At 74.7% G+C, this 22,794-nt stretch carries 20 protein-coding genes; 9 read left to right on the top strand and 11 right to left on the bottom strand.

What is annotated here, in order from left to right; genetic code table 11:
- The first annotated feature begins 138 nt into the window (after positions 1-138).
- Complete coding sequence (gene recA, locus ACQP6G_RS00530; RefSeq protein ID WP_429762224.1) at positions 139-1,257, top strand: recombinase RecA; 1,119 nt, start codon at positions 139-141, stop codon at positions 1,255-1,257.
- Positions 1,258-1,441: 184 nt separating this feature from the next.
- Positions 1,442-1,984: a regulatory protein RecX gene (locus tag ACQP6G_RS00525; protein ID WP_429762223.1), complete on the top strand. Its 543-nt coding sequence runs from the start codon at positions 1,442-1,444 to the stop codon at positions 1,982-1,984.
- Positions 1,985-2,163: 179 nt separating this feature from the next.
- Here the strand turns inward: ACQP6G_RS00525 and ACQP6G_RS00520 are convergent, their stop codons facing one another.
- From ACQP6G_RS00520 to ACQP6G_RS00505, 4 genes are all read right to left on the bottom strand, one after another.
- The gene (locus ACQP6G_RS00520) at positions 2,164-3,087 is read right to left on the bottom strand and encodes an amino acid ABC transporter permease (RefSeq protein WP_429762222.1); all 924 of its coding nucleotides are present in this window, start codon (positions 3,085-3,087) and stop codon (positions 2,164-2,166) included.
- Positions 3,084-3,773 (bottom strand): amino acid ABC transporter permease, encoded by a 690-nt coding sequence (locus tag ACQP6G_RS00515; protein ID WP_429762221.1) that lies wholly within the window; start codon positions 3,771-3,773, stop codon positions 3,084-3,086. The genes ACQP6G_RS00520 and ACQP6G_RS00515 overlap by 4 nt, the downstream gene beginning before the upstream one ends.
- Before the next feature lie 125 nt (positions 3,774-3,898).
- Positions 3,899-4,756 carry a glutamate ABC transporter substrate-binding protein gene (locus ACQP6G_RS00510; protein WP_429762220.1) on the bottom strand — a complete coding sequence of 286 codons (858 nt, stop codon included), beginning with the start codon at positions 4,754-4,756 and terminating at the stop codon, positions 3,899-3,901.
- A gap of 123 nt (positions 4,757-4,879) precedes the next feature.
- Complete coding sequence (locus ACQP6G_RS00505; protein ID WP_429762219.1) at positions 4,880-5,674, bottom strand: amino acid ABC transporter ATP-binding protein; 795 nt, start codon at positions 5,672-5,674, stop codon at positions 4,880-4,882.
- A gap of 187 nt (positions 5,675-5,861) precedes the next feature.
- Here ACQP6G_RS00505 and miaB point away from each other — a divergent pair, with 187 nt between their 5' ends.
- A complete protein-coding gene (gene miaB, locus ACQP6G_RS00500; RefSeq protein WP_429762218.1) occupies positions 5,862-7,514 on the top strand; it encodes a tRNA (N6-isopentenyl adenosine(37)-C2)-methylthiotransferase MiaB in 1,653 nt (550 codons plus the stop codon).
- 28 nt (positions 7,515-7,542) lie between these two features.
- On the opposite strand, the gene ACQP6G_RS00495 is transcribed toward miaB, so the two are convergent.
- Positions 7,543-8,124: a type III secretion system chaperone family protein gene (locus tag ACQP6G_RS00495; RefSeq protein WP_429762216.1), complete on the bottom strand. Its 582-nt coding sequence runs from the start codon at positions 8,122-8,124 to the stop codon at positions 7,543-7,545.
- Positions 8,121-8,696 carry a YbjN domain-containing protein gene (locus ACQP6G_RS00490; RefSeq protein ID WP_429762215.1) on the bottom strand — a complete coding sequence of 192 codons (576 nt, stop codon included), beginning with the start codon at positions 8,694-8,696 and terminating at the stop codon, positions 8,121-8,123. The genes ACQP6G_RS00495 and ACQP6G_RS00490 overlap by 4 nt, the downstream gene beginning before the upstream one ends.
- A gap of 141 nt (positions 8,697-8,837) precedes the next feature.
- Between ACQP6G_RS00490 and ACQP6G_RS00485 the strand changes: the two genes are divergently transcribed.
- Positions 8,838-9,554 carry a hypothetical protein gene (locus ACQP6G_RS00485; RefSeq protein WP_429762214.1) on the top strand — a complete coding sequence of 239 codons (717 nt, stop codon included), beginning with the start codon at positions 8,838-8,840 and terminating at the stop codon, positions 9,552-9,554.
- 82 nt (positions 9,555-9,636) lie between these two features.
- Here ACQP6G_RS00485 and ACQP6G_RS00480 read toward each other — a convergent pair whose 3' ends face one another.
- From ACQP6G_RS00480 to ACQP6G_RS00470, 3 genes are read right to left on the bottom strand one after another with little or no spacing between them, the layout of a single operon-like run.
- Positions 9,637-11,643: a hypothetical protein gene (locus ACQP6G_RS00480; protein ID WP_429762213.1), complete on the bottom strand. Its 2,007-nt coding sequence runs from the start codon at positions 11,641-11,643 to the stop codon at positions 9,637-9,639.
- Positions 11,640-13,655 carry an HSP90 family protein gene (locus ACQP6G_RS00475; protein WP_429762212.1) on the bottom strand — a complete coding sequence of 672 codons (2,016 nt, stop codon included), beginning with the start codon at positions 13,653-13,655 and terminating at the stop codon, positions 11,640-11,642. Before ACQP6G_RS00475 ends, ACQP6G_RS00480 begins: the two co-directional genes overlap by 4 nt.
- Positions 13,652-14,167, bottom strand: coding sequence for a type III secretion system chaperone family protein (locus ACQP6G_RS00470; protein WP_429762211.1), 516 nt, complete (start codon positions 14,165-14,167; stop codon positions 13,652-13,654). The genes ACQP6G_RS00475 and ACQP6G_RS00470 overlap by 4 nt, the downstream gene beginning before the upstream one ends.
- Before the next feature lie 187 nt (positions 14,168-14,354).
- On the opposite strand from ACQP6G_RS00470, the gene miaA reads away from it, so the two are divergent.
- Together miaA and dapF are read left to right on the top strand one after the other, a co-directional pair.
- The gene (gene miaA / locus ACQP6G_RS00465; protein ID WP_429762673.1) at positions 14,355-15,368 is read left to right on the top strand and encodes a tRNA (adenosine(37)-N6)-dimethylallyltransferase MiaA; all 1,014 of its coding nucleotides are present in this window, start codon (positions 14,355-14,357) and stop codon (positions 15,366-15,368) included.
- Entirely contained in the window at positions 15,365-16,300 is a 936-nt protein-coding gene (gene dapF / locus ACQP6G_RS00460) for a diaminopimelate epimerase (RefSeq protein WP_429762210.1), read from the top strand. Before miaA ends, dapF begins: the two co-directional genes overlap by 4 nt.
- A 19-nt stretch (positions 16,301-16,319) precedes the next feature.
- On the opposite strand, the gene ACQP6G_RS00455 is transcribed toward dapF, so the two are convergent.
- The gene (locus tag ACQP6G_RS00455) at positions 16,320-16,922 is read right to left on the bottom strand and encodes a class I SAM-dependent methyltransferase (protein ID WP_429762209.1); all 603 of its coding nucleotides are present in this window, start codon (positions 16,920-16,922) and stop codon (positions 16,320-16,322) included.
- 172 nt (positions 16,923-17,094) lie between these two features.
- Between ACQP6G_RS00455 and hflX the strand changes: the two genes are divergently transcribed.
- From hflX to ACQP6G_RS00440, 3 genes are all read left to right on the top strand, one after another.
- Positions 17,095-18,669 (top strand): GTPase HflX, encoded by a 1,575-nt coding sequence (hflX, locus tag ACQP6G_RS00450; RefSeq protein WP_429762208.1) that lies wholly within the window; start codon positions 17,095-17,097, stop codon positions 18,667-18,669.
- An 87-nt stretch (positions 18,670-18,756) separates the two neighbouring features.
- Positions 18,757-20,817 (top strand): ATP-dependent DNA helicase, encoded by a 2,061-nt coding sequence (locus ACQP6G_RS00445; protein WP_429762207.1) that lies wholly within the window; start codon positions 18,757-18,759, stop codon positions 20,815-20,817.
- A 9-nt stretch (positions 20,818-20,826) separates the two neighbouring features.
- Entirely contained in the window at positions 20,827-21,786 is a 960-nt protein-coding gene (locus ACQP6G_RS00440; protein ID WP_429762206.1) for an L-lactate dehydrogenase, read from the top strand.
- A gap of 25 nt (positions 21,787-21,811) precedes the next feature.
- Here ACQP6G_RS00440 and lexA read toward each other — a convergent pair whose 3' ends face one another.
- Positions 21,812-22,642, bottom strand: a complete 831-nt coding sequence (gene lexA / locus ACQP6G_RS00435; RefSeq protein WP_429762205.1) for a transcriptional repressor LexA — start codon at positions 22,640-22,642, stop codon at positions 21,812-21,814.
- Between the last annotated feature and the right edge of the window lie 152 nt (positions 22,643-22,794).

The following is a 22,794-nucleotide window of genomic DNA, read 5'->3' as shown; positions in this document are numbered from 1 at the left end:
CTCGGACGTCGTCCTCCACAGCCGCGACGGACCGCCCCGACCGTGTCGGTGGCGGCACGTACGGTCGACGACAACATGAGCACGCAGCCACGAACGCAGGCGCGCAGCCGCCGCGCCCAGAACGCAAAGGTGACCGACATGCCCGCAACGGCAGACCGCGAGAAGGCACTCGAGGCCGCGCTCGCCCAGATCGACCGCAGCTTCGGCAAGGGCTCGGTCATGCGCCTCGGCGACGAGGGTCGCGCGCCCGTCGAGGTCATCCCCACCGGCTCGATCGCGCTGGACATCGCGCTCGGCATCGGCGGCCTCCCGCGCGGGCGCGTCGTGGAGGTGTACGGCCCGGAGTCCTCCGGCAAGACGACCGTCGCGCTGCACGCCGTCGCCAGCGCCCAGCGGGCCGGCGGCATCGCGGCGTTCGTCGACGCCGAGCACGCGCTCGACCCGGAGTACGCCAAGAAGCTCGGCGTCGACACGGACGCCCTGCTGGTCTCGCAGCCGGACACCGGCGAGCAGGCCCTGGAGATCACGGACATGCTGATCCGCTCCGGCGCGCTGGACATCATCGTCATCGACTCGGTCGCGGCGCTCGTGCCGAAGGCCGAGATCGAGGGCGAGATGGGCGACAGCCACGTCGGCCTCCAGGCCCGCCTGATGTCGCAGGCGCTGCGCAAGATCACCGGTGCGCTGAGCGCGTCGGGCACCACGGCGATCTTCATCAACCAGCTCCGCGAGAAGATCGGCGTGTTCTTCGGCTCGCCGGAGACCACCACCGGCGGCAAGGCCCTGAAGTTCTACGCCTCGGTGCGCATGGACATCCGCCGCATCGAGACCCTCAAGGACGGCACGGACGCGGTCGGCAACCGGACCCGCGTCAAGGTCGTCAAGAACAAGATGGCGCCGCCGTTCAAGCAGGCGGAGTTCGACATCCTGTACGGCGTGGGCATCTCCCGCGAGGGCGGGCTCATCGACATGGGCGTGGAGCACGGGTTCGTGCGCAAGTCCGGCTCGTGGTTCACCTACGAGGGCGACCAGCTGGGCCAGGGCAAGGAGAACGCCCGGGCCTTCCTGAAGGACAACCCTGACCTGGCGAACGAGATCGAGAAGCGCATCAAGGAGAAGCTCGGTGTCGGCGCCAAGCTGGACGCCCCCGCGGCGGAGGCTCCGGCCACGGGCGCCGCGGGTTCCGCCACGGGGTTGAGCGTCGACCCGGCACCGACCGCCAAGGCGGGCGCCAAGGGCAAGAAGGCGCCGTTCTGACAGGCGCCGCGCTCGTCGCGGTCGACGGAGGAGGGGTCTCGTGACTTCGGGGGATACTGCCCCGGGCGGTCGCGGCGTGGGGAAGCGTCGCGGCCGCCGCCATGCCGACCCAGATGCCGGCTCGGATGCCGGCTCGGAGGGCGACGCGGACGGCGCCCCGCGCGGGCGTCAGCCCCGTCGCACGGTGGCCGAGCGGCTCGAGGCCGGCGAGCTGACGCTCGAGGACGCCACGGAGAAGGCGCGCGAGACTCTGCTGCGCATCCTCACGGCAGCCCCGAAGAGCCGCGCGGAGCTGGAGCAGTCGCTCGCGCGCAAGGGCTACCCGGAGGCGGTCGTGGGGCCGGTGCTGGACCGGTTCGACGAGGTGGGTCTGGTCGACGACGCCGCCTACGCCGACATGCTCGTGCGCACGCGGCACTCCGAGCGAGGGCTCTCGCGGCGCGCGCTGGCGATGGAGCTGCGCCGCCGCGGCATCGCCGAGGAGACGGCCGCCGACGCGCTCGAGCAGGTGGACCCCGACGACGAGCGCGCGGCCGCTCTGGCCCTGGCCCGCAAGCACGTGGCACGCACCCGCGGGCTGGAGCGCGACGTGCGCGTCCGCCGCGCCGTCGGGGCGCTCGGGCGCAAGGGCTACGCGCCGGGCGTCTCCTTCGGCGTCGTGCGCGACGCCCTCGCGGAGGAGGGCGAGGACGACCTCGACGACGACTACCCCGGTGCCGTGGACTGACTCGCGCGCTGCCAGCGGGCTCCGCCGTCCGTGGGTGCCGTCGCCTCCACGTCCACGCTTGTCATGGATCTCCGCCCGCAGGATCGGATCTCAACGCACGCCCCAGGACGACGGATGCCCCCGGACGCGAGAAGCGTCCGGGGGCATCCGTCGTCCTGCGTGGCAGGCGCGATCGCGCGTCAGGTCGCGCTCGGGTCTCCGGTGGCCGCGATGGCGTTGCCCGGCCCCGTCGTCTTGCCGCCGGCGACAGCGGTCGGGTTGCCGATCCCGGGACCGGCCGCGGTGACCCCCGACGTGCGGCCGCTGAGGTACCGCGACAGCCAGCGGGCCACGGCGGTCAGCGCCCAGTTGATGACGATGAAGATCAGCGCGGCGACCGTCAGCGTCTGCAGGTTGTTGCTGTTCCCGTTGCCGAAGATCTGCGCCGCGCGCAGCAGCTCGTCGTAGGTGATGATCTGGCCGAGAGCGGTGTCCTTGAGGACCACCACGAGCTGGGACACCAGGGCCGGCAGCATCGCGATGAGGGCCTGGGGGAGCTGGATCGACCGCAGCACCTGCCCGCCGGTGAGCCCGACCGCGAGGCCGGCCTCGGACTGGCCCTTCGGCAGGTTGCCGACGCCCGCCCGCACCAGTTCCGCGATGACGGACCCGTTGTAGAGGATGAGGGCGATCACGACGGCGAGGAAGGCCGGGTCGTCGCTGATCCGGTTGAACCCGAACAGCAGCCAGAAGAAGACCATCATGAGCAGCACCGGCACGGCGCGGAAGAACTCCACGACCACGCCGCTGAACCAGCGGACGGCGCGCACGCGGGCGAGCCGCCCGGACCCGAAGATGAGGCCGAAGACCACGGCGCCGACGATGGCGAACCCCGCGGCCCGCAGCGTGTTCTGCAGGCCGGGGATGAAGTAGTTCTGCCAGGCGCTGGACGTGAAGATCGGCTCCCACAGCGCCGCGGCGAACTGCCCCTTGGCGGCGAGCTGCACCACGACGAGCGCGGCGATGCCCAGCACGACGAGCGCGCCGAGGATGTTGCCGAGCACGATGAACCGGCGCGCACGGGGGCCGGGGGCGTCGAAGAGGACGGACTGCTGAGAGCTCATCGGCGCACCGCCAGTCGGTTGGAGAGGAAGGTGGTGAGCAGACCGATGGGGATCACGAGCACCGCGAAGCCGATCGCGAAGATCATGAAGATCGCGTAGATGTAGTTCGCGTTGCTCTCGATCATCTCCCGCATGAGGGTCGAGGTCTCCGTGGAGACGCTCACCGCGACCGCGACCGTCGAGTTCTTCAGCAGCGCGATCAGGGTGTTGCCGAGGGGCGCGATCGCGCCGCGGAACGCCTGCGGCAGGATGATCAGCCGGGCGGCGGGCAGGAAGGACAGGCCGATCGCCCGGGCGGCCTCCGCCTGGCCCAGGGGCACGGTGTTGACCCCCGAGCGGATCGCCTCGCACACGAACGCCGCGTGGTACACGGTCAGGCCGATCACACCGAACCGGAAGAAGTTCTGAGCGAAGTCGTCGGACAGCGTGATCTGCAGCTGCGTCCAGACCGCCAGGAACAGGAACGTCATGATGACGGTCAGCGGAGTGTTGCGCAGGATGTTCACGTAGGCCGCGCCCGCCCACTGCAGGCTCGCGATGGGCGAGATCCGCATGAGCGCGAGCACGGTGCCGAGGATCAGCGAGAAGATCGCGGCCCAGAACGTCAGCTGGATGTTGACCCAGAACGCGGCGGGCACGTCGTAGATCGCGAAGAGCTCGCCGAACTGGGACAGGAAGTCACCCACGGTGTGTCAGCCTCCCGGAGGGTGGTGCGGCGGGAACCGCGGTGGACGGACGAATGTCGACGAACGAGGGGAGCGGCGCGGCGGCGCCGCCCCCCTCGTGCCGATCGGACGGTCGGACGACCTCGTCAGGCGCAGGCGTCCGGCGTCGGCGGGTTGAGGTCGGCGTTCGGGGTGTAGCCGGTGCCCTCGGTGTTCGAGGTCACGGCCTCCTTCCACGAGCCGTCGTCGATCATCTCCGTGATCGCGGCGTTGATGTCCTCGCAGCGGTCGTTGTCCTGCGGCAGGCCCACGCCGTAGTTCTCCTCGGAGAACGGAGCCCCCACGACCTTGACCTTGCCCTTGTTGGCGGGCTGGGCGGCGAGGCCGGCGAGGATGATGTCGTCGGTCGTGACTGCGTCCACCTGGCCGGCGGTGAGCGCGGTGACGCACTCGGCGTAGCCGGGCCGCTCCACGAGCTGCACACCCTCGGCGTACTCGTCCTTGATGCGCTGCGCCGACGTCGAGCCGGTCACCGAGCAGAGGTTCTTGCCCTCGAGCGTCTCGGGACCGGTGATGTCGGTGTTGTCCTCGGCGACGAGGAGGTCCTGACCGGCGATGAAGTACGGGCCGGCGAACGCGACCTGCTCCTTGCGCTCGTCGGTGATGGAGTAGGTCGCGAAGATCATGTCGACCTGGCCGGTCTGCAGCATGGTCTCGCGGTTGGCCGACGGTGCCTCGACCCACTCGATCTGGTCCTCCGAGTAGCCGAGCTTGTCCGCGACGTAGCGGGCGACGTCGGTGTCGAATCCGGTGTACTCGCTGCCGTCCTGGTAGCCCAGGCCGGGCTGGTCGAACTTGATACCGATCTTGATGGTGTCGCCGCCCCCGGCACCGCCGGTCTCGTCGCCGCCACCTTCGCCGCCGACGTCGCCGCCGCCGCAGGCGGCGAGCGTGAGAGCGGTCAGTGCGGCGAGCGCCGCGGCCCCTGCGTGTCGTGTGCGCATCGTTCTTACCCTTCGTTGTGGTCGCCCGGGCGGGCCGGGGACGCCGATGTCAGGTCCCGGACCGCGCGGCCGGCGGGGGTTCCCGCCCTAGCGTGGCAGTGGTCGTGGGTGGGTCAGTGCTGGTCAGTGGGAGAGGATCTTGGACAGGAAGTCCTTGGCGCGGTCGCTCTTCGGCGCGGTGAAGAACTCCTCGGGGGTGGCCTCCTCGACGATCTGGCCGTCCGCCATGAAGACGACCCGGTTCGCGGCCTTGCGGGCGAAGCCCATCTCGTGGGTGACGACGATCATCGTCATGCCCTCCTTGGCGAGGGCGACCATGACGTCCAGGACCTCGTTGATCATCTCCGGGTCGAGCGCCGAGGTGGGCTCGTCGAAGAGCATCACCTTGGGCTTCATCGCCAGCGCGCGGGCGATCGCGACGCGCTGCTGCTGACCGCCGGAGAGCTGGGCGGGCATCTTCTGGGCCTGGTTCTTCACGCCGACCCGGTCGAGCAGCTGCAGGGCGCGCTCCTTCGCGGCCGACGAGCGCTCCTTGCGGACCTTGACCGGCCCGAGCGTGACGTTCTCCAGGATCGTCTTGTGCGCGAAGAGGTTGAACGCCTGGAACACCATGCCGACGTCGGCCCGCAGCTTGGCCAGGGCCTTGCCCTCCTCGGGCAGCGGCTGGCCGTCGATCCGGATCTCGCCGGAGTCGATCGTCTCGAGGCGGTTGATCGCCCGGCACAGGGTGGACTTCCCGGAGCCGGACGGGCCGATGACGACGAGCACCTCGCCCCGGCGCACGGTGAGGTCGATGTCCTGGAGCACGTGCAACTCGCCGAAGTGCTTGTTGACGTTCTTCAGCTCGACGAGCGGGGCACCGAGGGAGGACTCCGCCTCGGCGGGGTCGGTCGTCGTGGTCGCATCGCCGTGATCCATCTGTCGAACCTATCCACTCGGTGTTTCCGCGACCAGCACCGGGTTGTCCGGTTCCGCAACGGTTCAGTAACAGTGCTTGCGCAGCATGACTGCGCTCCGGGCCCTGACCGCGGCGGCCACGCCGTCGAGCAGGAGGTCTGGGTCACCTCGTCGGGGCCCGGCCGTCGGGCACCGTACCCTAGATGCGATGTCCAGTACCACGCAGAGCCCCGCCGTGTCGGCACGTCCCACGGACGAGCCGTCCGGCCAGCGCACCTATCTCGTGCGCACCCTGGGCTGCCAGATGAACGTGCACGACTCGGAGCACATGGCCGGCATGCTCGAGCAGGCCGGCTACGCGCGCGCCACCGCCGAGGACGAGGCGGCCAGCCGCGCCGACGTCGTCGTGATCAACACCTGCGCCGTGCGCGAGAACGCCGCGACCCGGCTCTACGGGAACCTCGGGCAGCTCGCCGGGATCAAGTCGGACCGGCCGGGGATGCAGATCGCGGTCGGCGGCTGCCTCGCGCAGAAGGACCGCGGCGAGATCGTGTCCAAGGCCCCGTGGGTGGACGTCGTCTTCGGCACGCACAACCTGGACGCGCTCCCGGTCCTCCTCGAGCGGGCCCGGCACAACGCCGAGGCCCAGGTGGAGATCGCGGAGTCGTTGCAGGTCTTCCCCTCCACGCTGCCCACGCGCCGCGAGTCGGTCTACGCGGGCTGGGTGTCGATCTCGGTCGGCTGCAACAACACCTGCACGTTCTGCATCGTGCCGCACCTGCGCGGCAAGGAGCGCGACCGCCGGCCGGGGGAGGTCCTGGCCGAGGTCGAGGCGCTCGTGGCCGCCGGCGCCGTCGAGGTCACGCTGCTGGGCCAGAACGTCAACAGCTACGGCGTCGAGTTCGGCGACCGCGGGGCGTTCGCGAAGCTGCTGCGCGCCTGCGGCGCGATCGAGGGGCTGGAGCGCGTGCGCTTCACCTCCCCGCACCCGGCGGCGTTCACCGACGACGTCATCGCCGCCATGGCCGAGACGCCGAACGTCATGCCGAGCCTGCACATGCCGCTGCAGTCCGGCTCGGACCGTGTGCTGCGCGCCATGCGCCGGTCGTACCGGTCGGCCAGGTTCCTCGGCATCCTCGACCGCGTGCGGGACGCCATGCCGGACGCCGCGATCACGACCGACATCATCGTGGGCTTCCCGGGGGAGACGGAGGAGGACTTCCGCGAGACGCTGCGCGTCGTGGAGGCCTCGCGGTTCAGCTCGGCGTTCATGTTCCAGTACTCCCCGCGCCCCGGCACGCCGGCCGCGACCATGGAGGAGCAGCTGCCCAAGGAGGTCGTGCAGGAGCGGTTCGAGCGCCTGCTGGCCCTCCAGGAGCGCATCGCCGGCGAGGAGGCCGCCCGCCAGGTCGGGCGCACGATCGACGTCCTCGTCTCCGAGGGTGCCGGCAAGAAGGACGGCGCGACGCACCGGCTCTCCGGACGCGCCCCCGACAACCGGCTCGTGCACCTCGCGCTCCCCGCCGACCTGCTCGACGACGTCGCCGCCGGGGCCGAGGGCCTCGCCGGCGCCCCGACCTCGCTCGAGGACCCGCGGCTCGCCGACGCCGCGACGCTCGACGCGCGCCTGCCGCGCCCGGGCGACGTCGTGACCGTGGGGGTCACGCGGTCGGCGCCGCACTTCCTCGTCGCGGACGCGGTGCTCGACGGCGGCGCGTACGCCGTGCGCCGCACCCGGTCGGGCGACGCCTGGGCGCAGCGGGAGACGGCGCGCCTCGGCGGGGGAGAGGACGAGCACTCCCACGGCACGGCGCCGTCCGCGGGCCCGGTCGTGCTCGGGATGCCCTCGCTGCGAGGCTGACCGGGCGGGTTGCCCGAACCGGGCCGGCTCAGGACGGGTCGTCGATCTCCGGCCCGCCGGGCGTCATCGCACCCACGGTGCTGAAAAACTGCGACGACGTGACGAGGCCGCACGACACGGTGGCGGCGAGCTGCTCGTCCGTCGCGCCGTGCTCGAAGTCCACCGACACCTCGGTGTAGAGCGCGAGTCGTTCGCCCTCCGCCCGGGCGTAGACCTTGGGCCACACCCGCTCGCGGTTCCAGTCGTTCACGGCCTGCAGGACGGCCAGGCGGGCGCCCTCGGGCACCGTGCCGGCCCAGCGGCCGCGCACCTGCAGGATCTCGTCGTGGTCGCCGAGCAGGAGGAACCAGAACCGGTTGCCGTCCCACGTCCCGGTCACGTCGCCGTCGTCGTCCGTGCGGAACCGGTAGCCCCGGCGGGTCAGGTCGTCCGCCACACGGACGTGGGACAACGGCCGCGGTGTCGTGCCGCGCGGGCCCGCGGGTGCACGCTCCGCGCGGGCGGCGACGCGTGCGCCGGCGTCCTGCACGGCGCGACCGACCGCGTCCGCCGCTCGCCGGACGCCGCCGAGCAGCCGGCGGGCGGTGCCGGACCGGTCCGCGCCGGTCACGACGCGTCCCGCAGCGGGTCGCGGAACGTGGTGTCGAGGTGCTCGAAGAACATCGACCCCGTGCTGAGGCCGCACTGCAGCAGCTGGTCGAGCTGCGCCTCGCCGACCGCGCTGCCGACATCCACGGTGACCTCCGCGCAGACCACGACGGAGCCGTCGTCGCGCACGCGCACGTACGTCTTGGGCCAGATCCGTTCGGCGTTCCACTCGTTGCAGAGCTCGAGGATGTCGCCGAGCCGGTCGATGCTGAGGTCGCGGTGCCACTGACCGCGGACCTGGAGCACCTCCGACCGCTCGCCCAGCACGAGGAAGTAGAACAACCAGCCGTGCCAGAGCCCGCCGACGTCTCCGTCGGAGTCGACGAAGTAGGAGAAACCGGACCGTTCCAGCCAGTCCGTCACGCGCTCGCGCGACAACGGGGCCAGCGCGTCGTCCGCGCCGACGTGGTCGGCGAGCAGACCCTCGATCCGGTCGTGGAGCTCGTCGTCCCGAAGGCCGCCCACGAGCTCGTCCTCCCGGCCGACGGAGGTCGGCCGGATCTTGCTTGCCCGGCGTGAACCGAAGAACCTCACCCGTCCACGCTACACGTCGGGACCCACGGCGGGGCGCGAGCGCCGAGGGCCGGACGGCCCGGGGTCGCGGACCGTGCCGCCCGCCGGGCGGTGGCGGGGGCGTGAAGAGGGCGAGCGAGAGGGCGAGGGTAGGTTGGGCGCGTGCCAGCCCGCGCCGTCGTCCTCCCAGGAACGTCCCTGCTCGTGCCCGGTGCCGGCGGCGGCGCCGACCGCCTCGGTGACGTCCGCGTCGCGGTGGCCGCGGCCCTCGACCGGCTGGTGGCCGCGTCCGTCACCCCGGCGACGACGCGTCGGGACGGTGACGCACCTCTCGTGGTGCTGGCGGCCGCGCCTCGGGGGGCGAGCGGCGGCTTCGGCCGGAGGCGGCCGTCCCTCGCGGGGGCGGGCGTCGCCGACCGCTGGGTGCCCGAGGTCGCCGCGTGCGCCCGGTCGGGCCCGGCGTCGGCCCGTCCCGCGCACGTCCCGGCGTCGGTGGCGCTGCTCGCGCTGCGCGCCTCGTTGCGGCGAGCGGGACACGACGGACCGCCCGACGTCGTCGTGCTCGAGGTGTCCGACGCCGCCGAGGCGCCGGCCGAGGCGGTCGCCGCGCTGCACCGCGCGCCCGCGGTCGTCGTCGCGGGGGGCGCCGCGCCCGGGACCCCGGGCGCCGCGGCGGTGCCGGACCCTGCGCGCGATCCGGAGCCCGGTCCGGCGTCCGACCGGGGAGCCGGCTGCCCGGTGCTCCTCGCGCCGGCGGTCTCGGCCCTGCTGGACGCCGCCGTGGCGCCGGGCCGGTGGTTGTGGTGCGTGACGACCGTCCCCGGCGGCCACGAGCACCTGCCGCCGTCCTACGGGGTCGCCGAGGGACGCGCGGGCTGACCCGTCGACCGGTCCGGCGGTCGGCGGGTCGCCTCGCGTCACCGGCCCGGCGCGACCGGCGTCGCTTGACGGCCGCCGCGCGTCAGGGCACGAGCGACGCGGCGACGGCGTCGGCCTCCTCGGCGCGACCCAGACCCCGGAGCGTCCCGACGAGCTCGTCCGCGACGGCGGCCAGGTCCGCCCGTGCGCCCACCGCCGCGAGACCCTCCAACGCGGCCCGCAGCGGGTCGACCGCCGCGGTGGCGTCGCCCGCGGCCCGGAGCGCGCTGCCCGCCAGCCAGAACGCGTGGGCGGCGTCGAAGGGCAGGCCGGCACGACCGAACTCCTCGGCCACCGTCTCCGCCTGGCGCGCCGCCTCGGCGTGCTGCCCCGCGGTCGCGAGGAGGCGGGCGCGCACGTCGCGCAGCTGCCGCTCCTCGGCGGCGGCGAACGCGGCGCGGCGGGTCGCGAGGTCCTCCGACAGCGCGGGCGTCGGCGCCGCGGGCGCGCCGACCGTGGGGCGCACGACGCCCCCGAGCACCCGCTCGACCGCGGCGAGGGCGGCGTCGACGTCGCCGGCGCGAGCCTGGGCCGCGGCGGCGGCCCGGACCACGGGGCCGACGTAGGCGGGGTCGGTCCCCGCGGCCCGGAGCAGGCCGACTGCCCGCCCGAACGCGGGCACCGCGCCCTCGTCGTCGCCCAGGGCGGCGGCCACCTGCGCGGCCTCGGCCAGGGCGAAGCCGGCGTCCTCGAGCCGCCCGGCCTCCTCGGCCACGCGGGCGGCGGTGAGGTAGGCCGCGGAGGCCTCGACCGGGTCGGGCTCGAGCTCGGCCCGCGCGAGAGCGGCGGCGACCGGGTCGGCGTCGTCGCGCGGGTCCGTCACGCCGGCGAGGTCGACGCCGGCGGGGGAGCCCGCGTCCGCGCCCGCGAGCGACACGGGCAGCCCGTCGGTCAGCACGTCGGGCGCCGGGCCGGGGACGGGGCCGGTCGCGGCGGCCGTGCGCTCGGCGGCGGCGAGCACCCCGAGCTCGACGGGGAGCCGGCGCGACTGCCGCTCCCACGCGGCGTCGAGCAGGCGGGCGTGCCGGTCGGTGCCGTGCCGGGCGTCGAAGGCGCGGGCGACCGGCGTGAGCTCGCCGCGGGCCCACGCGTCCAGCTCGGCGACCGTGCGCGCCGGTACCCCCGCGAGCTCGACGGGCGTCTCGGCGTGCGTCTCGCGCAGCACGCCCGTGGCGACCGCGACGTGGGTGAGCACGGCGAGGCGCTCGCCCGGCGAGTCGGACACCGTGAGGTGCTCGGGGGAGGCGTGCAGGAGCCGCAGGGCGCGCTCCGGGTGCCCGGTCCGCGCGAGGAACTCCACGTGGCGGGAGGTGGCGATCTCCTTCGACACCGCGGCGTCGAGGTGGCTCATCGCGCTGCGGTGCGCGGCCGCGGCGCCCGCGGCGTCGCCCAGGTCCAGCAGGAGCAGCTGCAGCAGGGACTCCATCCCCGCGGGCTCGTCGCCGCAGGTGGCGCCCGACGCGACGGCGGCGCTCACGACGTCGGCCGCCTCACGGACGCGGCCGGTCTCGGCGAGGTACTCCGCCTGGCCGGCGGGCAGGCAGGCGGCGCAGTCCGAGAAGGAGTCGCGGGGCGTGGTGATCCAGGTCCGGTAGGCCTCCTCGGTGCCGGGGGCGCCCTGGGCGCGCAGCCAGGCGAACCGCTCGCCGGCCACCGCGCTGGTCCCGTTCCCGGCGAGCGCGTAGCGGCGCTCCATGTCGTCGAGCGTCGCGTCGAGCTGTGCGGTCGGGACGGAGGGGAACCGCGCGAGCAGGCCCACCATCCACTTGAACGACCAGAACAGCGAGTGGGTGTCGCTGCCGTCGAACAGCTCCGGGTGCGCGTCCCACCAGCGCAGGAGCTGGGTGAACGGCAGGAACGCCTTCTCGGCCTCGGGCGTCGAGGTGTAGGAGTCGACCAGCGCGAAGAGGGCGTACGCGCGGGCCTCGTCCGGGCCCTCCGCGGTGATGCGTGCGGCCTCCTGCTCCGCGGCAGCGCTGCGCGCGACGCCGTACGGCATGCTCATGATCGTCGAGACGGCGCGGTTCGCCTCGTCCAGGGTGCGGGTCATCGGGCGTCGTCCTCGGTGTCGGTGGTGCGGGGCTCGGTGGTGCGGGGCTCGGTGGTGCGGGGCTCGGTGGTGCGGGGCTCGGTGGTGCGGGGCTCGGTGGTGCGGGGCTTGGTGGTGCGGGCGTCGGGCAGGGCACGCTCGAGCAGCGTGCGCAGGGCGTGGTCGAGCAGGCTCGCCTCGGCGCCGGCCAGCGGCCGGCCGGACGCGAGCAGGGCGGTCACGTACAGCGACCGGGCGCCCGCCGCGCGGACGGGGGCGTCGTCGGCCGCGAGCAGCGCGCGGACCGTCGGGTTGGCGTCGTTCAGCACGAGCCGGCGGGCGCGGGCCGGGCCGGCGAGGCCGGCGAGGACGGAGCCCCAGACGTCCGTGGCGTCGCCGACGGGGGCGGCGGCCTCGCGGGTCTGGCGGGCGTGCTCGCCGTCCCGGTCGGTGAGCAGCATCGCGGGCACCTCGGACGGCGAGAAGACCCGCAGCTGGACGTCGCAGTCCTGGTCGGCGAGGTCGTCGCCGAGGGCGGCGAGCGCGTCGGTCACCTCGAGCTCGCGCAGCGGCTCCACCTCGCCCAGCACGGCCTCGAGGTCGCCTGGCGCCACGGGGGAGAGGCGCCACCCCGGCCGTCGCCGGGCGACGCGGGCGAGCAGGTCGGCGTCGTACACGTACCCCGCGTTGAGCACCGGCAGGCCCTGCGCCGCGGCGACCGCGGCCACGCGGCGGTACTCCTCGACGCTGGTGGTCCACAGCACCCGGGCGGGCGCCCCTCCGTCGGCGGGCTCGGCCAGGTCCGCGAGGGTGCGCGTGCCGACGGTCGTCTCGAACGGCAGCACGCGGGCGGCCAGGTCGAGCATGGCGTCGTCCTGCACCGCCAGGGCGCGGACGGCGAGGTGGTGCGTGGACAGGAACGACCGGGCCAGCGGCGACGGCTCGGCCAGCGTCTCGAGGGCCCAGGCGCGGACCTGCTCGCCGAGCGCCTCGCGGGTGGCGAACAGGACGTCGTCCTCGAACAACCCCTCGCGCGACGCCGTCGGCCGCAGGGCGGACGCGTCGACGACGCAGCGGACGAAGAACGCCCACTCGGGCAGGAGGCTCTCGACGCCCGTGCCGAGCAGCATGCGCTTGAGCGACACCCGGTGGTGCGTGGCGGTCGTGGGGGCCACGGCGGCGGGGAGCACGAACGCGACCCCGGTGAGCCCGGCGACCGGCAGGTCGAGGTCGATGTGGGCCAGCGGCGTGAAGCCGAGGGTGCGCTCGCAGTACGCCGCCAGCGCCCGCGCGCGCTCGGCGTCGTCCGCATGGGTCGCGCGCCAGGGCAGCTCGCCGCCGCTGAGGCGGCGCCTGACCGTGCCACCGTCGTCCAGGCGCACCTCGACCGACACGTCCACGGGCAGCAGCCCGCCGAAGTCGGCGGCGAGGGCCGCCACGGTGTCGGGCTCGAGCCAGTGCTCCGCGTCGCGCAGCGGGCGCAGCCGGACGACGCTCCCGGGCTCGCCGGGAGCCGAGGGGTCCTCGGGGTCGAGCTCGGTGAGCTCGTACCGGCCGTCGGCATAGCCGCGCCAGCGGACCGGCGGCGCCTCCGGGTCACGCGCGGAGCGCGACACGAGGTCGATCTCGTCGGCGACCATGAACGCCGACAGCAGGCCGATCCCGAACTGGCCGAGGAACTCCTCGCGCCCGCCCCCGAACCCCGTGCCGAGAGCCCCGGCGAGCGGGTCGGCCGGGTCGGCGGGCCCGGCGTCGCGCTTCGAGCTGCGCCCGATGGTGGCCAGCAGGTCGCGGGCCTCGTCGGCGGTGAGGCCGACGCCCGTGTCGTGCACCTCGAGACCGCCGTCGTCCAGCGGGCGCAGCAGCACGCGCGAGGGCGCGTCGGCGTCCAGGGCGCGGCGCGCGGTGATCGCGTCGACGCCGTTCTGCAGCAGCTCGCGCAGGTAGACGCGGGGGCTCGAGTACAGGTGCCGGCTCAGCAGCTCGACCAGGCCGCGCAGGTCGACCTGGAAGGCGTCGATGCCGCTGGTCACCGCGCGTCGCCCGCCGCGGGGCGTGCGGCCTCCTGATCCGCCCCCTGCGCGCCGTCGGCCGCCGGGTAGCGCTCGTCCAGCATCTCGAAGAAGGACAGCCCCGTGGCGAGACCGCAGTCGACGATCCGCTCGAGCTGCTCGTCGTTCGCGCCGCTGCGCAGGTCGGTGGCCACCTCGGCGTACACGACGACGGCCGACCCGTCGTCCTCCGGGCGCGCGAAGACCTTGGGCCAGATGCGCCCCACGTTCCACTCGTTGAGGAGCGCGGTGAGCGTCCCCAGCTCGGAGACCGGGAGGGTGCGGCTCCATCGGCCGCGGATCTGCAGGATCCCGGCCGGCTCGCCCGCGAGCAGGAAGTAGAACGTGTTCTCGTCCCAGACCCCGCCGAGGTCGCCGTCGTCGTCGATGCCGAAGTACCACTCGCGGCGCGTCATCAGCGCCTCGAGCCGGTCCCGGGTGAGCGGGGCGGGGGCGGCGGTCGCCGCGACGGTGGGCTTGGTGAAGAAGGCCATGGGTCCTCGTCCTGTGCGGGAGCCGGGGCGCACACGTCGTCGCGCCAGGCTCGGTGGGTGGCGAAGGACACCCTAACCAGCCGGTCCGACAGCCCTCGGACGGCGGGCTAGGGTCGTGGGCGTGAGCGCACCCGACCCCACCGCGAGCCCGTCCGAGAGCGCGCGCGGGGGCGGGTCCGGCGCGGCCGTGGTCGTCGCCGTCGTCGGCCCGACGGCGACGGGGAAGTCCGACCTGGCGCTCGACCTGGCGCAGGCCCTGTCGCCGTCCGGAGCCGGCGCGCAGGGCGCCGTGCGGGGGACCGCCGACGCCGAGATCGTCAACGCGGACGCGTTCCAGCTCTACCGCGGCATGGACGTCGGGACGGCGAAGGTTCCGGTCGGCGATCGGCGCGGGATCGTGCACCACCAGCTCGACGTCCTGGACCCGCTCGAGGACGCGTCCGTGGCGCGGTACCAGAGCGCGGCGCGCGCCGACCTGGACGCGATCGCGGGCCGCGGGGCGCGCGTCGTCGTCGTCGGGGGCTCCGGCCTGTACGTGCGCGCGCTGCTCGACCACATGGACTTCCCGGGCACCGACGCGGCCGTCCGGGCCCGGCTCGAGGACCGCGCCGAGCGCGAGGGGCGCCGCGCCCTGCACGACGAGCTCGCCCGTCTCGACCCCGACGCCGCGGCGTCGATCGGCCCGCACAACACGCGCCGGATCGTGCGTGCGCTCGAGGTCATCGAGCTCACCGGCCGCCCGTACACCGCCAACCTGCCCCGCCAGGAGCACGTCCGCCCGGCCGTGCAGATCGGGCTCGACTGCGACCGCGAGGTGCTCGACGCCCGCGTGGCGGGCCGGGTCGAGCGGATGTGGGCGGAGGGCCTCGTCGAGGAGGTGCGGTCGCTCGCCTCGGCCGAGCAGGGCGGGACGGGCGCGGGCCTGGGCACGACGGCGGCCCGCGCGGTCGGCTACGCGGAGCTGCTCGCGTGCTGGCGCGGCGAGCTCACGCTCGAGGCCGCGCGCGAGGCGATCGTCGCGAACACCCGTCGTCTGGCGCGCAAGCAGATGGGCTGGTTCGGCCGGGACCCGCGGGTGCGCTGGCTCGACGCGGGCTCGCCCGACCTGCTCGACGAGGCGCTCGCGGTGGTGCGCGCCGCCGACGCCGGGCGGCTGCCGGAGCCCGGGACGGGGCCCGTGCGCCGTAGTCTGGGCTCATGACGCTGCGCTTCACCAAGGGTCACGGCACCCAGAACGACTTCGTGCTGCTGGCCGACACGCGGGGGGACCTCGACCTGACCCCGGACCAGGTGCGGCGCCTGGCCGACCGACGCGGCGGGATCGGCGGCGACGGCGTCATCCGGCTCGCGCCGACCGCGGCCGTCGCGCGCGCCGGCGAGGCGGTCGCCGACCGTGTGCTCGCCGAGGAGCCCGCGGCCATCTGGTTCATGGACTACCGCAACGCCGACGGTTCCGTCGCCCAGATGTGCGGCAACGGCGTGCGCGTCTTCACCGCGTTCGCCGAGCAGCTCGGGCTCGCGGACCTCGAGGACGGGCAGGAGCTCGCGCTCGGCACCCGCGCCGGCGTGCGCCGGGTCCGCAAGGAGCCCGGCGGCTGGTACGCCGTGGACATGGGTCCCTGGGCGCTGCCCGGCGGGCAGGAGGCCGCGACGCGCGGCGCCGACGCCGCCGTCCTCGTGCGGGGCTGGGACGCCCCGCGCCCGGCGCTGAGCGTCGACATGGGCAATCCTCACACCGTCGTCGCCCTCGCGCGGCCGTCGGAGCTCGCCGAGGCCGACCTGACCCGCGCGCCCGAGGTCGACCCCCTGCCCCCCGAGGGCACGAACGTGGAGCTCGTCGTGCCCCTCGCCGAGACGGTGGACCCCGACGGGCGGGCGGTCGGGCACGTGCGGATGCGCGTGCACGAGCGCGGGGTGGGGGAGACGCAGTCCTGCGGCACGGGGGCGTGCGCCGCGGCGCTCGCGGTGCGCGCGTGGGCCGTGGCTGGCGCCGACGGCCCCGTGCCGGACATCTGGGAGGTCGAGGTGCCCGGCGGGCTCGTCCGGGTGCGGCTGCTCGACGGCGGGCACGTGGAGCTCGCCGGCCCGGCGGAGCTGGTGTTCAGCGGCGAGACGGAGCTCGGGGAGCTCTGAGCAACGGCGGCGTCGCGGGTCAGTCGACGCGGAGCACGCGGAAGCCCTTGGACGACGACGCCCGCTCGACGCCGCGGCCCAGCTCGGCCTCGATCCAGCGCGCCAGCGAGTCGGATCCCAGGTTCTTCTGCACCACGAGCCACGCCGCGGCGTCCGGGGACAGCCGGGGGAGCCAGGCGCGCAGCAGGTCGTGCAGCACGGCCTTGCCGACGCGGATGGGGGGGTTCGACCAGATCGCGGCGAACCGCACGCCGTCCGGCACGTCCTCGGCGCGCACGGCGCGGACGTTCTCCAGCCCGAGGCGCGCCGCGGTCGAGCGGAGCAGGTCGAGCGCACGCTCGTTGACGTCCACCGCCCAGACGGTCGCCCCGGGGGACGCGAGCGCCATCGTGAGGGCGAGGGGTCCCCAGCCGCAGCCGAGGTCGAGCAGGTCGCCGGAGGCGGGCGGGGCGGGCACCTCGCGCAGCAGCACGCGCGTCCCCTTGTCGACGCCGCCGGGGGAGAAGACGCCGGAGGCGACGTCCACCTCGACCTCCCGGCCGGCGAGCTCGACGACGGCGCGACGGCGCTCGGCGGCGGAGGCCGGCTGCGCGGTGAAGTAGTGGTCGGGCTGCTCGCTCACCCCGCGATCCTAGGTCCCGGGCGTCGCCTCCGGCGTCGTCTCCGGCGCCCGGCCCGCAGAACTGCCGGACGGGCCCGCGCGGGAAAAACTCTCCACCGGGACTGTCTCGCGTGGGACCCTTGTTGTACCCCTATGGCGGCCGGACCGCCGACCCCGACCCGAGAGGCACACCTTGACCCACACCCCGACCAACCCCGACACCCCGCAGGCCGACGAGACCGCCGGGGCCTCCGGCGCCGAGACCTCGGCGGACGCGCGCCGCGAGGCCGAGCGCGACGCCCAGGCGATCGCGCAGGACGTCGTCGCCCGGGTGCTCGCACGGGCCGGGACGGCGCGGTCCGAGGGCGCCACGGTGCACACCGCCCACGACGGCGACCAGCTCGACCTCGAGGAGCGCATCTCGCTCCGCCGCGTCGCGGGGCTCTCCACCGAGCTCGAGGACGTCACCGAGGTCGAGTACCGCCAGCTCCGCCTGGAGCGCGTGGTGCTCGTCGGCCTGTACTCCGGCGGCGAGGCCGCGGCCCGCGAGGCGGAGGTCTCGCTGCGCGAGCTCGCCGCGCTCGCCGAGACCGCGGGCTCGCAGGTGCTCGACGGGCTGCTGCAGCGTCGTCAGAAGCCCGACCCGGGCACGTACCTCGGGTCCGGCAAGGCGGCCGAGCTCGCCGACGTCGTCGCGTCCGTCGGCGCCGACACCGTGGTGGCCGACACCGAGCTGGCCCCGTCGCAGCGCCGCGCGCTGGAGGACATCGTCAAGGTCAAGGTGGTCGACCGCACCGCGCTGATCCTCGACATCTTCGCCCAGCACGCCAAGTCGCGGGAGGGCAAGGCCCAGGTCGAGCTCGCCCAGCTCGAATACCTCCTGCCGCGCCTGCGCGGTTGGGGCGACTCGATGTCCCGCCAGGCCGGTGGCCAGGTGGGCGGCCAGGGCGCCGGCATGGGATCCCGCGGCCCCGGCGAGACGAAGATCGAGCTGGACCGGCGCCGGATCCGCAACCGGATGGCCAAGCTGCGCCGCGAGATCGCCGCCATGGCGCCCGGGCGCGAGACCAAGCGTCTGGACCGCAAGCGGCACGGCGTGCCGAACGTAGCGATCGCCGGCTACACCAACGCCGGGAAGTCGTCGCTGCTCAACGCGCTCACCGACGCGGGCGTCCTCGTCGAGAACGCCCTGTTCGCGACGCTGGACCCGACCGTCCGCAAGGCCCGCACGGAGGACGGCCGCCCGTACACCTTCACGGACACCGTCGGGTTCGTGCGGCACCTGCCGCACCAGCTCGTCGAGGCGTTCCGGTCCACGCTCGAGGAGGTGGGCGACGCCGCGCTGCTGCTGCACGTGGTCGACGCCTCCCATCCGGACCCCGAGGGCCAGATCGCCGCGGTGCGCGAGGTGCTCGCCGAGATCCCCGGGATCGCGGACGTGCCCGAGGTCGTCGTGCTCAACAAGGCCGACGTCGCCGACCCGGCCGTCGTCGGCCGGGTGCAGCGTCGCGAGCGGCGCAGCGTCGTCGTGTCCGCGCACTCCGGCGAGGGCATGGCCGAGCTGCGGGAGCTCATCGCGGCCGAGCTGCCCCAGCCGCACGTCGAGATCGACCTGGTCGTCCCGTACTCCCGCGGCGACCTGGTCCACCGCGTGCACGAGGCCGGCGGGTCGGTCGCCGAGGAGCACCTGGCCGAGGGCACCCGCCTGCGCGGTCGCGTGGACGAGGCTCTCGCGGCCGAGCTCAAGGCCGCCGCCGTCGGGGGCTGACCGCCCGCCGTGGTCGCCGCCCACCGGTCGGCGACCCGACTGTGGGCGGCGCCCCGGACGGTCGGCGGGGCGCCCTAGGATCGACGGGTGACCTCCGCCGACGCCCCCGACGCCCCGCAGCTCCTCGACCTGGCGGTGGGGGCCCTCGGCGGCGGACGGCGGGAGGGTCAGCGCCGCATGGCGGAGGCGGTGGCCGAGGCCGTCGACGAGGGCCGGCACCTGCTGGTGCAGGCGGGCACCGGGACGGGCAAGTCGCTCGCGTACCTCGTCCCGGCGGTGCGGCACGCGGTCGTCGACGGCAGGCGCGTCATCGTCTCCACCGCGACCCTGGCGCTGCAGCGCCAGGTGGTCACGCGCGACCTGCCGCTGGTCGCCGAGACGGTGGGGCCGAAGCTGCCCCGCCCTCCCAAGGTCGCGCTGCTCAAGGGCTGGCACAACTACCTGTGCAAGCACAAGGTGACCGGGGGCTACCCGGTCGAGGGCGCGACGCTCTTCGACCTCCCGGCCGACCCCGGCCCCGGCGAGGGCGCGGCCGCCGAGCAGCACCCGGCGCCGCCCGGCCCCCGCGGACGCGGCGGGCGCGCCGACGACACCGCGACGCTGGCCGACCACGTGCGCCGGCTGCACGCCTGGGCCGACGAGACCGACACGGGCGACCGGGACGACCTCGTGCCCGGGGTCCCCGACAAGGCCTGGCGCCAGGTGTCCGTCACCGCGCTGGAGTGCCTGGGGCAGCGTTGCCCGCTCCTGGCGGAGTGCTTCCCCGAGCGGGCGCGCGCGGCGGCCCGGGACGCGGACGTCGTCGTCACCAACCACGCGATGCTCGGCATCGCCGTCTCGGGGAACCCGGGCGTGCTGCCCGAGCACGACGCCGTCGTCGTCGACGAGGCGCACGAGCTCGCCGAGCGCGTGACGGCGGCAGCCACCGTCGACCTCTCCCTGACGGTGGTGGAGCACGCCGCACGCCTCGCGCGTCGGCACGGCGGCACCGAGACCGAGGCGCTCGACGCCGCGTCGCAGCGCCTGGGCAACCTGCTCGCCACGGCGCCCGCGGAGCGGTTCCCCCTCGGCCTCCCCGACGACCTGCGCGCCGCGGTGGGCGCCGTGCGCGACGCGGCGCGCGAGCTTCTCACCCGGCTCAAGCCCCAGGGCGCGGGGAAGGGGCAGGAGGCGCCGGACGCCGGCACGAAGATGGCGCAGTCCGCCGTCCTGCAGCTCTTCGAGGTCGCCGAGAGGATGGCGGCGGAGGACACGACGGCGGACGTGCTGTGGTGCTCGCGCCCGCCGGAGAACGCGCCGTGGGCGGGCGACGGCGTGACGCGGCTGCATGCCGCGCCGCTCGCGGTGGCGGGGCTGATCCGCACGCACCTGCTGGGCGAGGCGACCGGCGTGTTCACCTCGGCGACGCTCACCCTCGGCGGCACCTTCGACCCGGTCGCGCGGTCGCTCGGCCTGGCGGGCTCGGGGGGCTCCGACGAGACCGCGGACTGGGCGGGGCTCGACGTCGGCAGCCCGTTCGACTACCCGCGCCAGGGGATCCTGTACGTGGCGCGGCACCTGCCGGCGCCCGGACGTGAGCCGACGACCGATGCCCAGCTCGACGAGATCGCCGGGCTGATCGAGGCCGCTGGGGGGAGGACGCTCGGGCTGTTCTCCTCCCGCCGGGCGGCGACGGCCGCCGCGGAGGCGATGCGCGAGCGGCTGGACGTCCCCGTGCTGTGCCAGGGCGACGACCAGCTCCCGACCCTCGTGAAGGCGTTCGCCGACGATCCCGCGACCTGCCTCTTCGGCACCCTCTCGCTGTGGCAGGGCGTCGACGTCCCGGGCCCGAGCTGCCAGCTGGTGCTCGTGGACAGGATCCCGTTCCCGCGCCCGGACGACCCGGTGAAGGCGGCGCGGGCCCGGTCGGTGGAGCAGGTGGGCGGCAACGGGTTCATGCAGGTCTCAGCCACGCACGCCGCGCTGCTCCTCGCGCAGGGCGCCGGCCGGCTCGTGCGCACGGGCGAGGATCGCGGCGTCGTGGCCGTGCTCGACCCGCGCCTCGCGACCGCCCGCTACGGGTCCTTCCTCACCCGCTCCATGCCCGACTTCTGGCCGACCACGGACGGGGAACTCGTCCGCGCTGCGCTCCGGCGCCTCGACACCTAGCGTGGGGCCGTGGACGAGACACGCAGGACGACCAAGCTCGCGATCGTCGGAGCGGGCGCGGTGGGCTCCACCCTCGCGTACGCGGCGCTGGCCCGGGGCGCGGCCCGGTCCGTCGCCCTCCTGGACGTCAACCGCGCGAAGGTCGAGGCCGAGGTGCTCGACCTCCGGCACGGGGGCATGTTCATCCCTCAGGCCGAGATCGACGGCTCGGACGACGTGGAGGTCTGCCGCGGCGCCGACATCGTCGCGGTGACGGCGGGGGCCAAGCAGAAGCCCGGACAGAGCCGCCTCGACCTGGCCGAGGCGACGGTCGGCCTCACGCGGTCCATCCTGCCGGGCCTCCTCGAGGTGGCCCCGGACGCCGTGTTCCTCATGGTCACCAACCCGGTCGACGTCGTCACCTACGCCGCGCAGGAGATCAGCGGCCTGCCCCGGGGGCGGGTGTTCGGCAGCGGGACCGTCCTCGACTCGTCGCGGCTGCGCGACGCGCTGGCCCGCCACTGCGGGGTGGCGGTCGGGAACGTGCACGCGAACATCGCGGGCGAGCACGGCGACTCGGAGATCGTGCTGTGGAGCTCCGCGACGATCGCCGGCGTGCCCCTCCTGGACTGGCGGCCGTTCCGGGGGCACCCGCCCCTGGACGAGGCTGCCCGGCGGCGCATCGCGACCGACGTCGTGGAGTCCGCCTACCGCGTCATCGCCGGCAAGGGGGCCACCAACTACGCGGTTGGCCTGGCGGCCACCCGGATCATCGAGGCGGTGCTCAACGACGAGCACCGCGTGATGAACGTGTCCTCGCGCCTGGACGACTTCTACGGCATCAGCGACGTCTGCCTGTCGGTACCGTCGCTCGTCGGCCGCCGGGGCGTGGCAGAGACGATCGACACCCCGCTGTCGGACGACGAGGTCGCCGGGCTGCGCGCGTCGGCCGAGAGCATGCGGGCCGTGCAGCAGCGCCTCGGGTTCTGACGGCCCGGGGCCGCACCGGCGGTACTCAGAGGCTGCGGAGCACCGCCACGACCCGGCCGAGCACCTGCGCCTCGTCGCCCGGGATGGGGGAGTAGGCGGCGTTCTGCGGCAGCAGCCAGGTGTGCCCGTCGGCCTGCTTGAAGGTCTTGACCGTGGCCTCGCCGTCGATCATCGCGGCGACGACCTCGCCGTTCTCGGCGACGGGCTGGCTGCGCACGACCACCCAGTCGCCGTCGCAGATCGCGGCGTCGACCATCGAGTCGCCCGCGACCTTGAGCAGGAACAGGTCGCCGTCGCCGACGACCTGCCGGGGGAGCGGGAAGACGTCCTCGACGACCTGCTCCGCGAGGATGGGGCCTCCGGCGGCGATCCTGCCGACCAGCGGGACGTAGGACGGGGCCTGAGCCGGCTGCGCGTCGGACGCGGCGAGCGACCCCGCCACGTACCCCGGGGCGGGGTCTGCCTCGGGCGCGGCCCTGTCGATGGCGGGTGCCTCGGGGTCGACGACCTCGATCGCGCGCGGCCGGTTGGGGTCGCGGCGCAGGTAGCCCTTGCGCTCGAGCGTGGTGAGCTGGTGCTTGACCGAGGACGGGCTCGCCAGGCCCACGGCCTCGCCGATCTCGCGCATGGTCGGCGGGTAGCCACGTGCCTCGACGGAGCTGCGGATGGTCTCGAGCACGCGCCGCTGGCGGGGCGTGAGGCGGTCGGACGACGGCGAGAGCTCGCTCACCGACGCCAGCGCGGTCGTCGAGGCGCCGGCGGTCGTCGTGGCCGCGCCGTCGAGGGTCTCGTCCTGGGCAGCCCATGGCGTCGCCGTCGTCGTGGACGCCGGGGCCTGGTCCCGTCCGCTGGTCATCGCGTTCTCCGTCCTGCAGGGCGCGGCCCGTGGGCGGGCCGATGAAATCCGACAAACCTTCCATCGCGCTGTCGGCCACTCTAAGCCAGTTCCGGCCCGACATCAAACATCTGTTCGATCGGGCCTCGACCGTGTCGCCGGGACGTGGTACA

The sequence above is a fragment of the Isoptericola nanjingensis genome, assembly GCF_050311635.1.
Taxonomy (GTDB): Bacteria; Actinomycetota; Actinomycetes; order Actinomycetales; family Cellulomonadaceae; genus Isoptericola; species Isoptericola nanjingensis.
This window is presented reverse-complemented; position numbering and strand designations above follow the sequence as displayed.

Coding starts and splice junctions, on each gene's coding strand:
- recA (WP_429762224.1), top strand. CDS start 139: ATGCCCGCAACGGCAGACCGCGAGAAGGCACTCGAGGCCGCGCTCGCC.
- ACQP6G_RS00510 (WP_429762220.1), bottom strand. CDS start 4,756: ATGCGCACACGACACGCAGGGGCCGCGGCGCTCGCCGCACTGACCGCT.
- ACQP6G_RS00505 (WP_429762219.1), bottom strand. CDS start 5,674: ATGGATCACGGCGATGCGACCACGACGACCGACCCCGCCGAGGCGGAG.
- ACQP6G_RS00470 (WP_429762211.1), bottom strand. CDS start 14,167: ATGGCCTTCTTCACCAAGCCCACCGTCGCGGCGACCGCCGCCCCCGCC.
- lexA (WP_429762205.1), bottom strand. CDS start 22,642: ATGACCAGCGGACGGGACCAGGCCCCGGCGTCCACGACGACGGCGACG.
- miaB (WP_429762218.1), top strand. CDS start 5,862: ATGTCCAGTACCACGCAGAGCCCCGCCGTGTCGGCACGTCCCACGGAC.
- ACQP6G_RS00480 (WP_429762213.1), bottom strand. CDS start 11,643: ATGACCCGCACCCTGGACGAGGCGAACCGCGCCGTCTCGACGATCATG.
- dapF (WP_429762210.1), top strand. CDS start 15,365: ATGACGCTGCGCTTCACCAAGGGTCACGGCACCCAGAACGACTTCGTG.
- ACQP6G_RS00520 (WP_429762222.1), bottom strand. CDS start 3,087: ATGAGCTCTCAGCAGTCCGTCCTCTTCGACGCCCCCGGCCCCCGTGCG.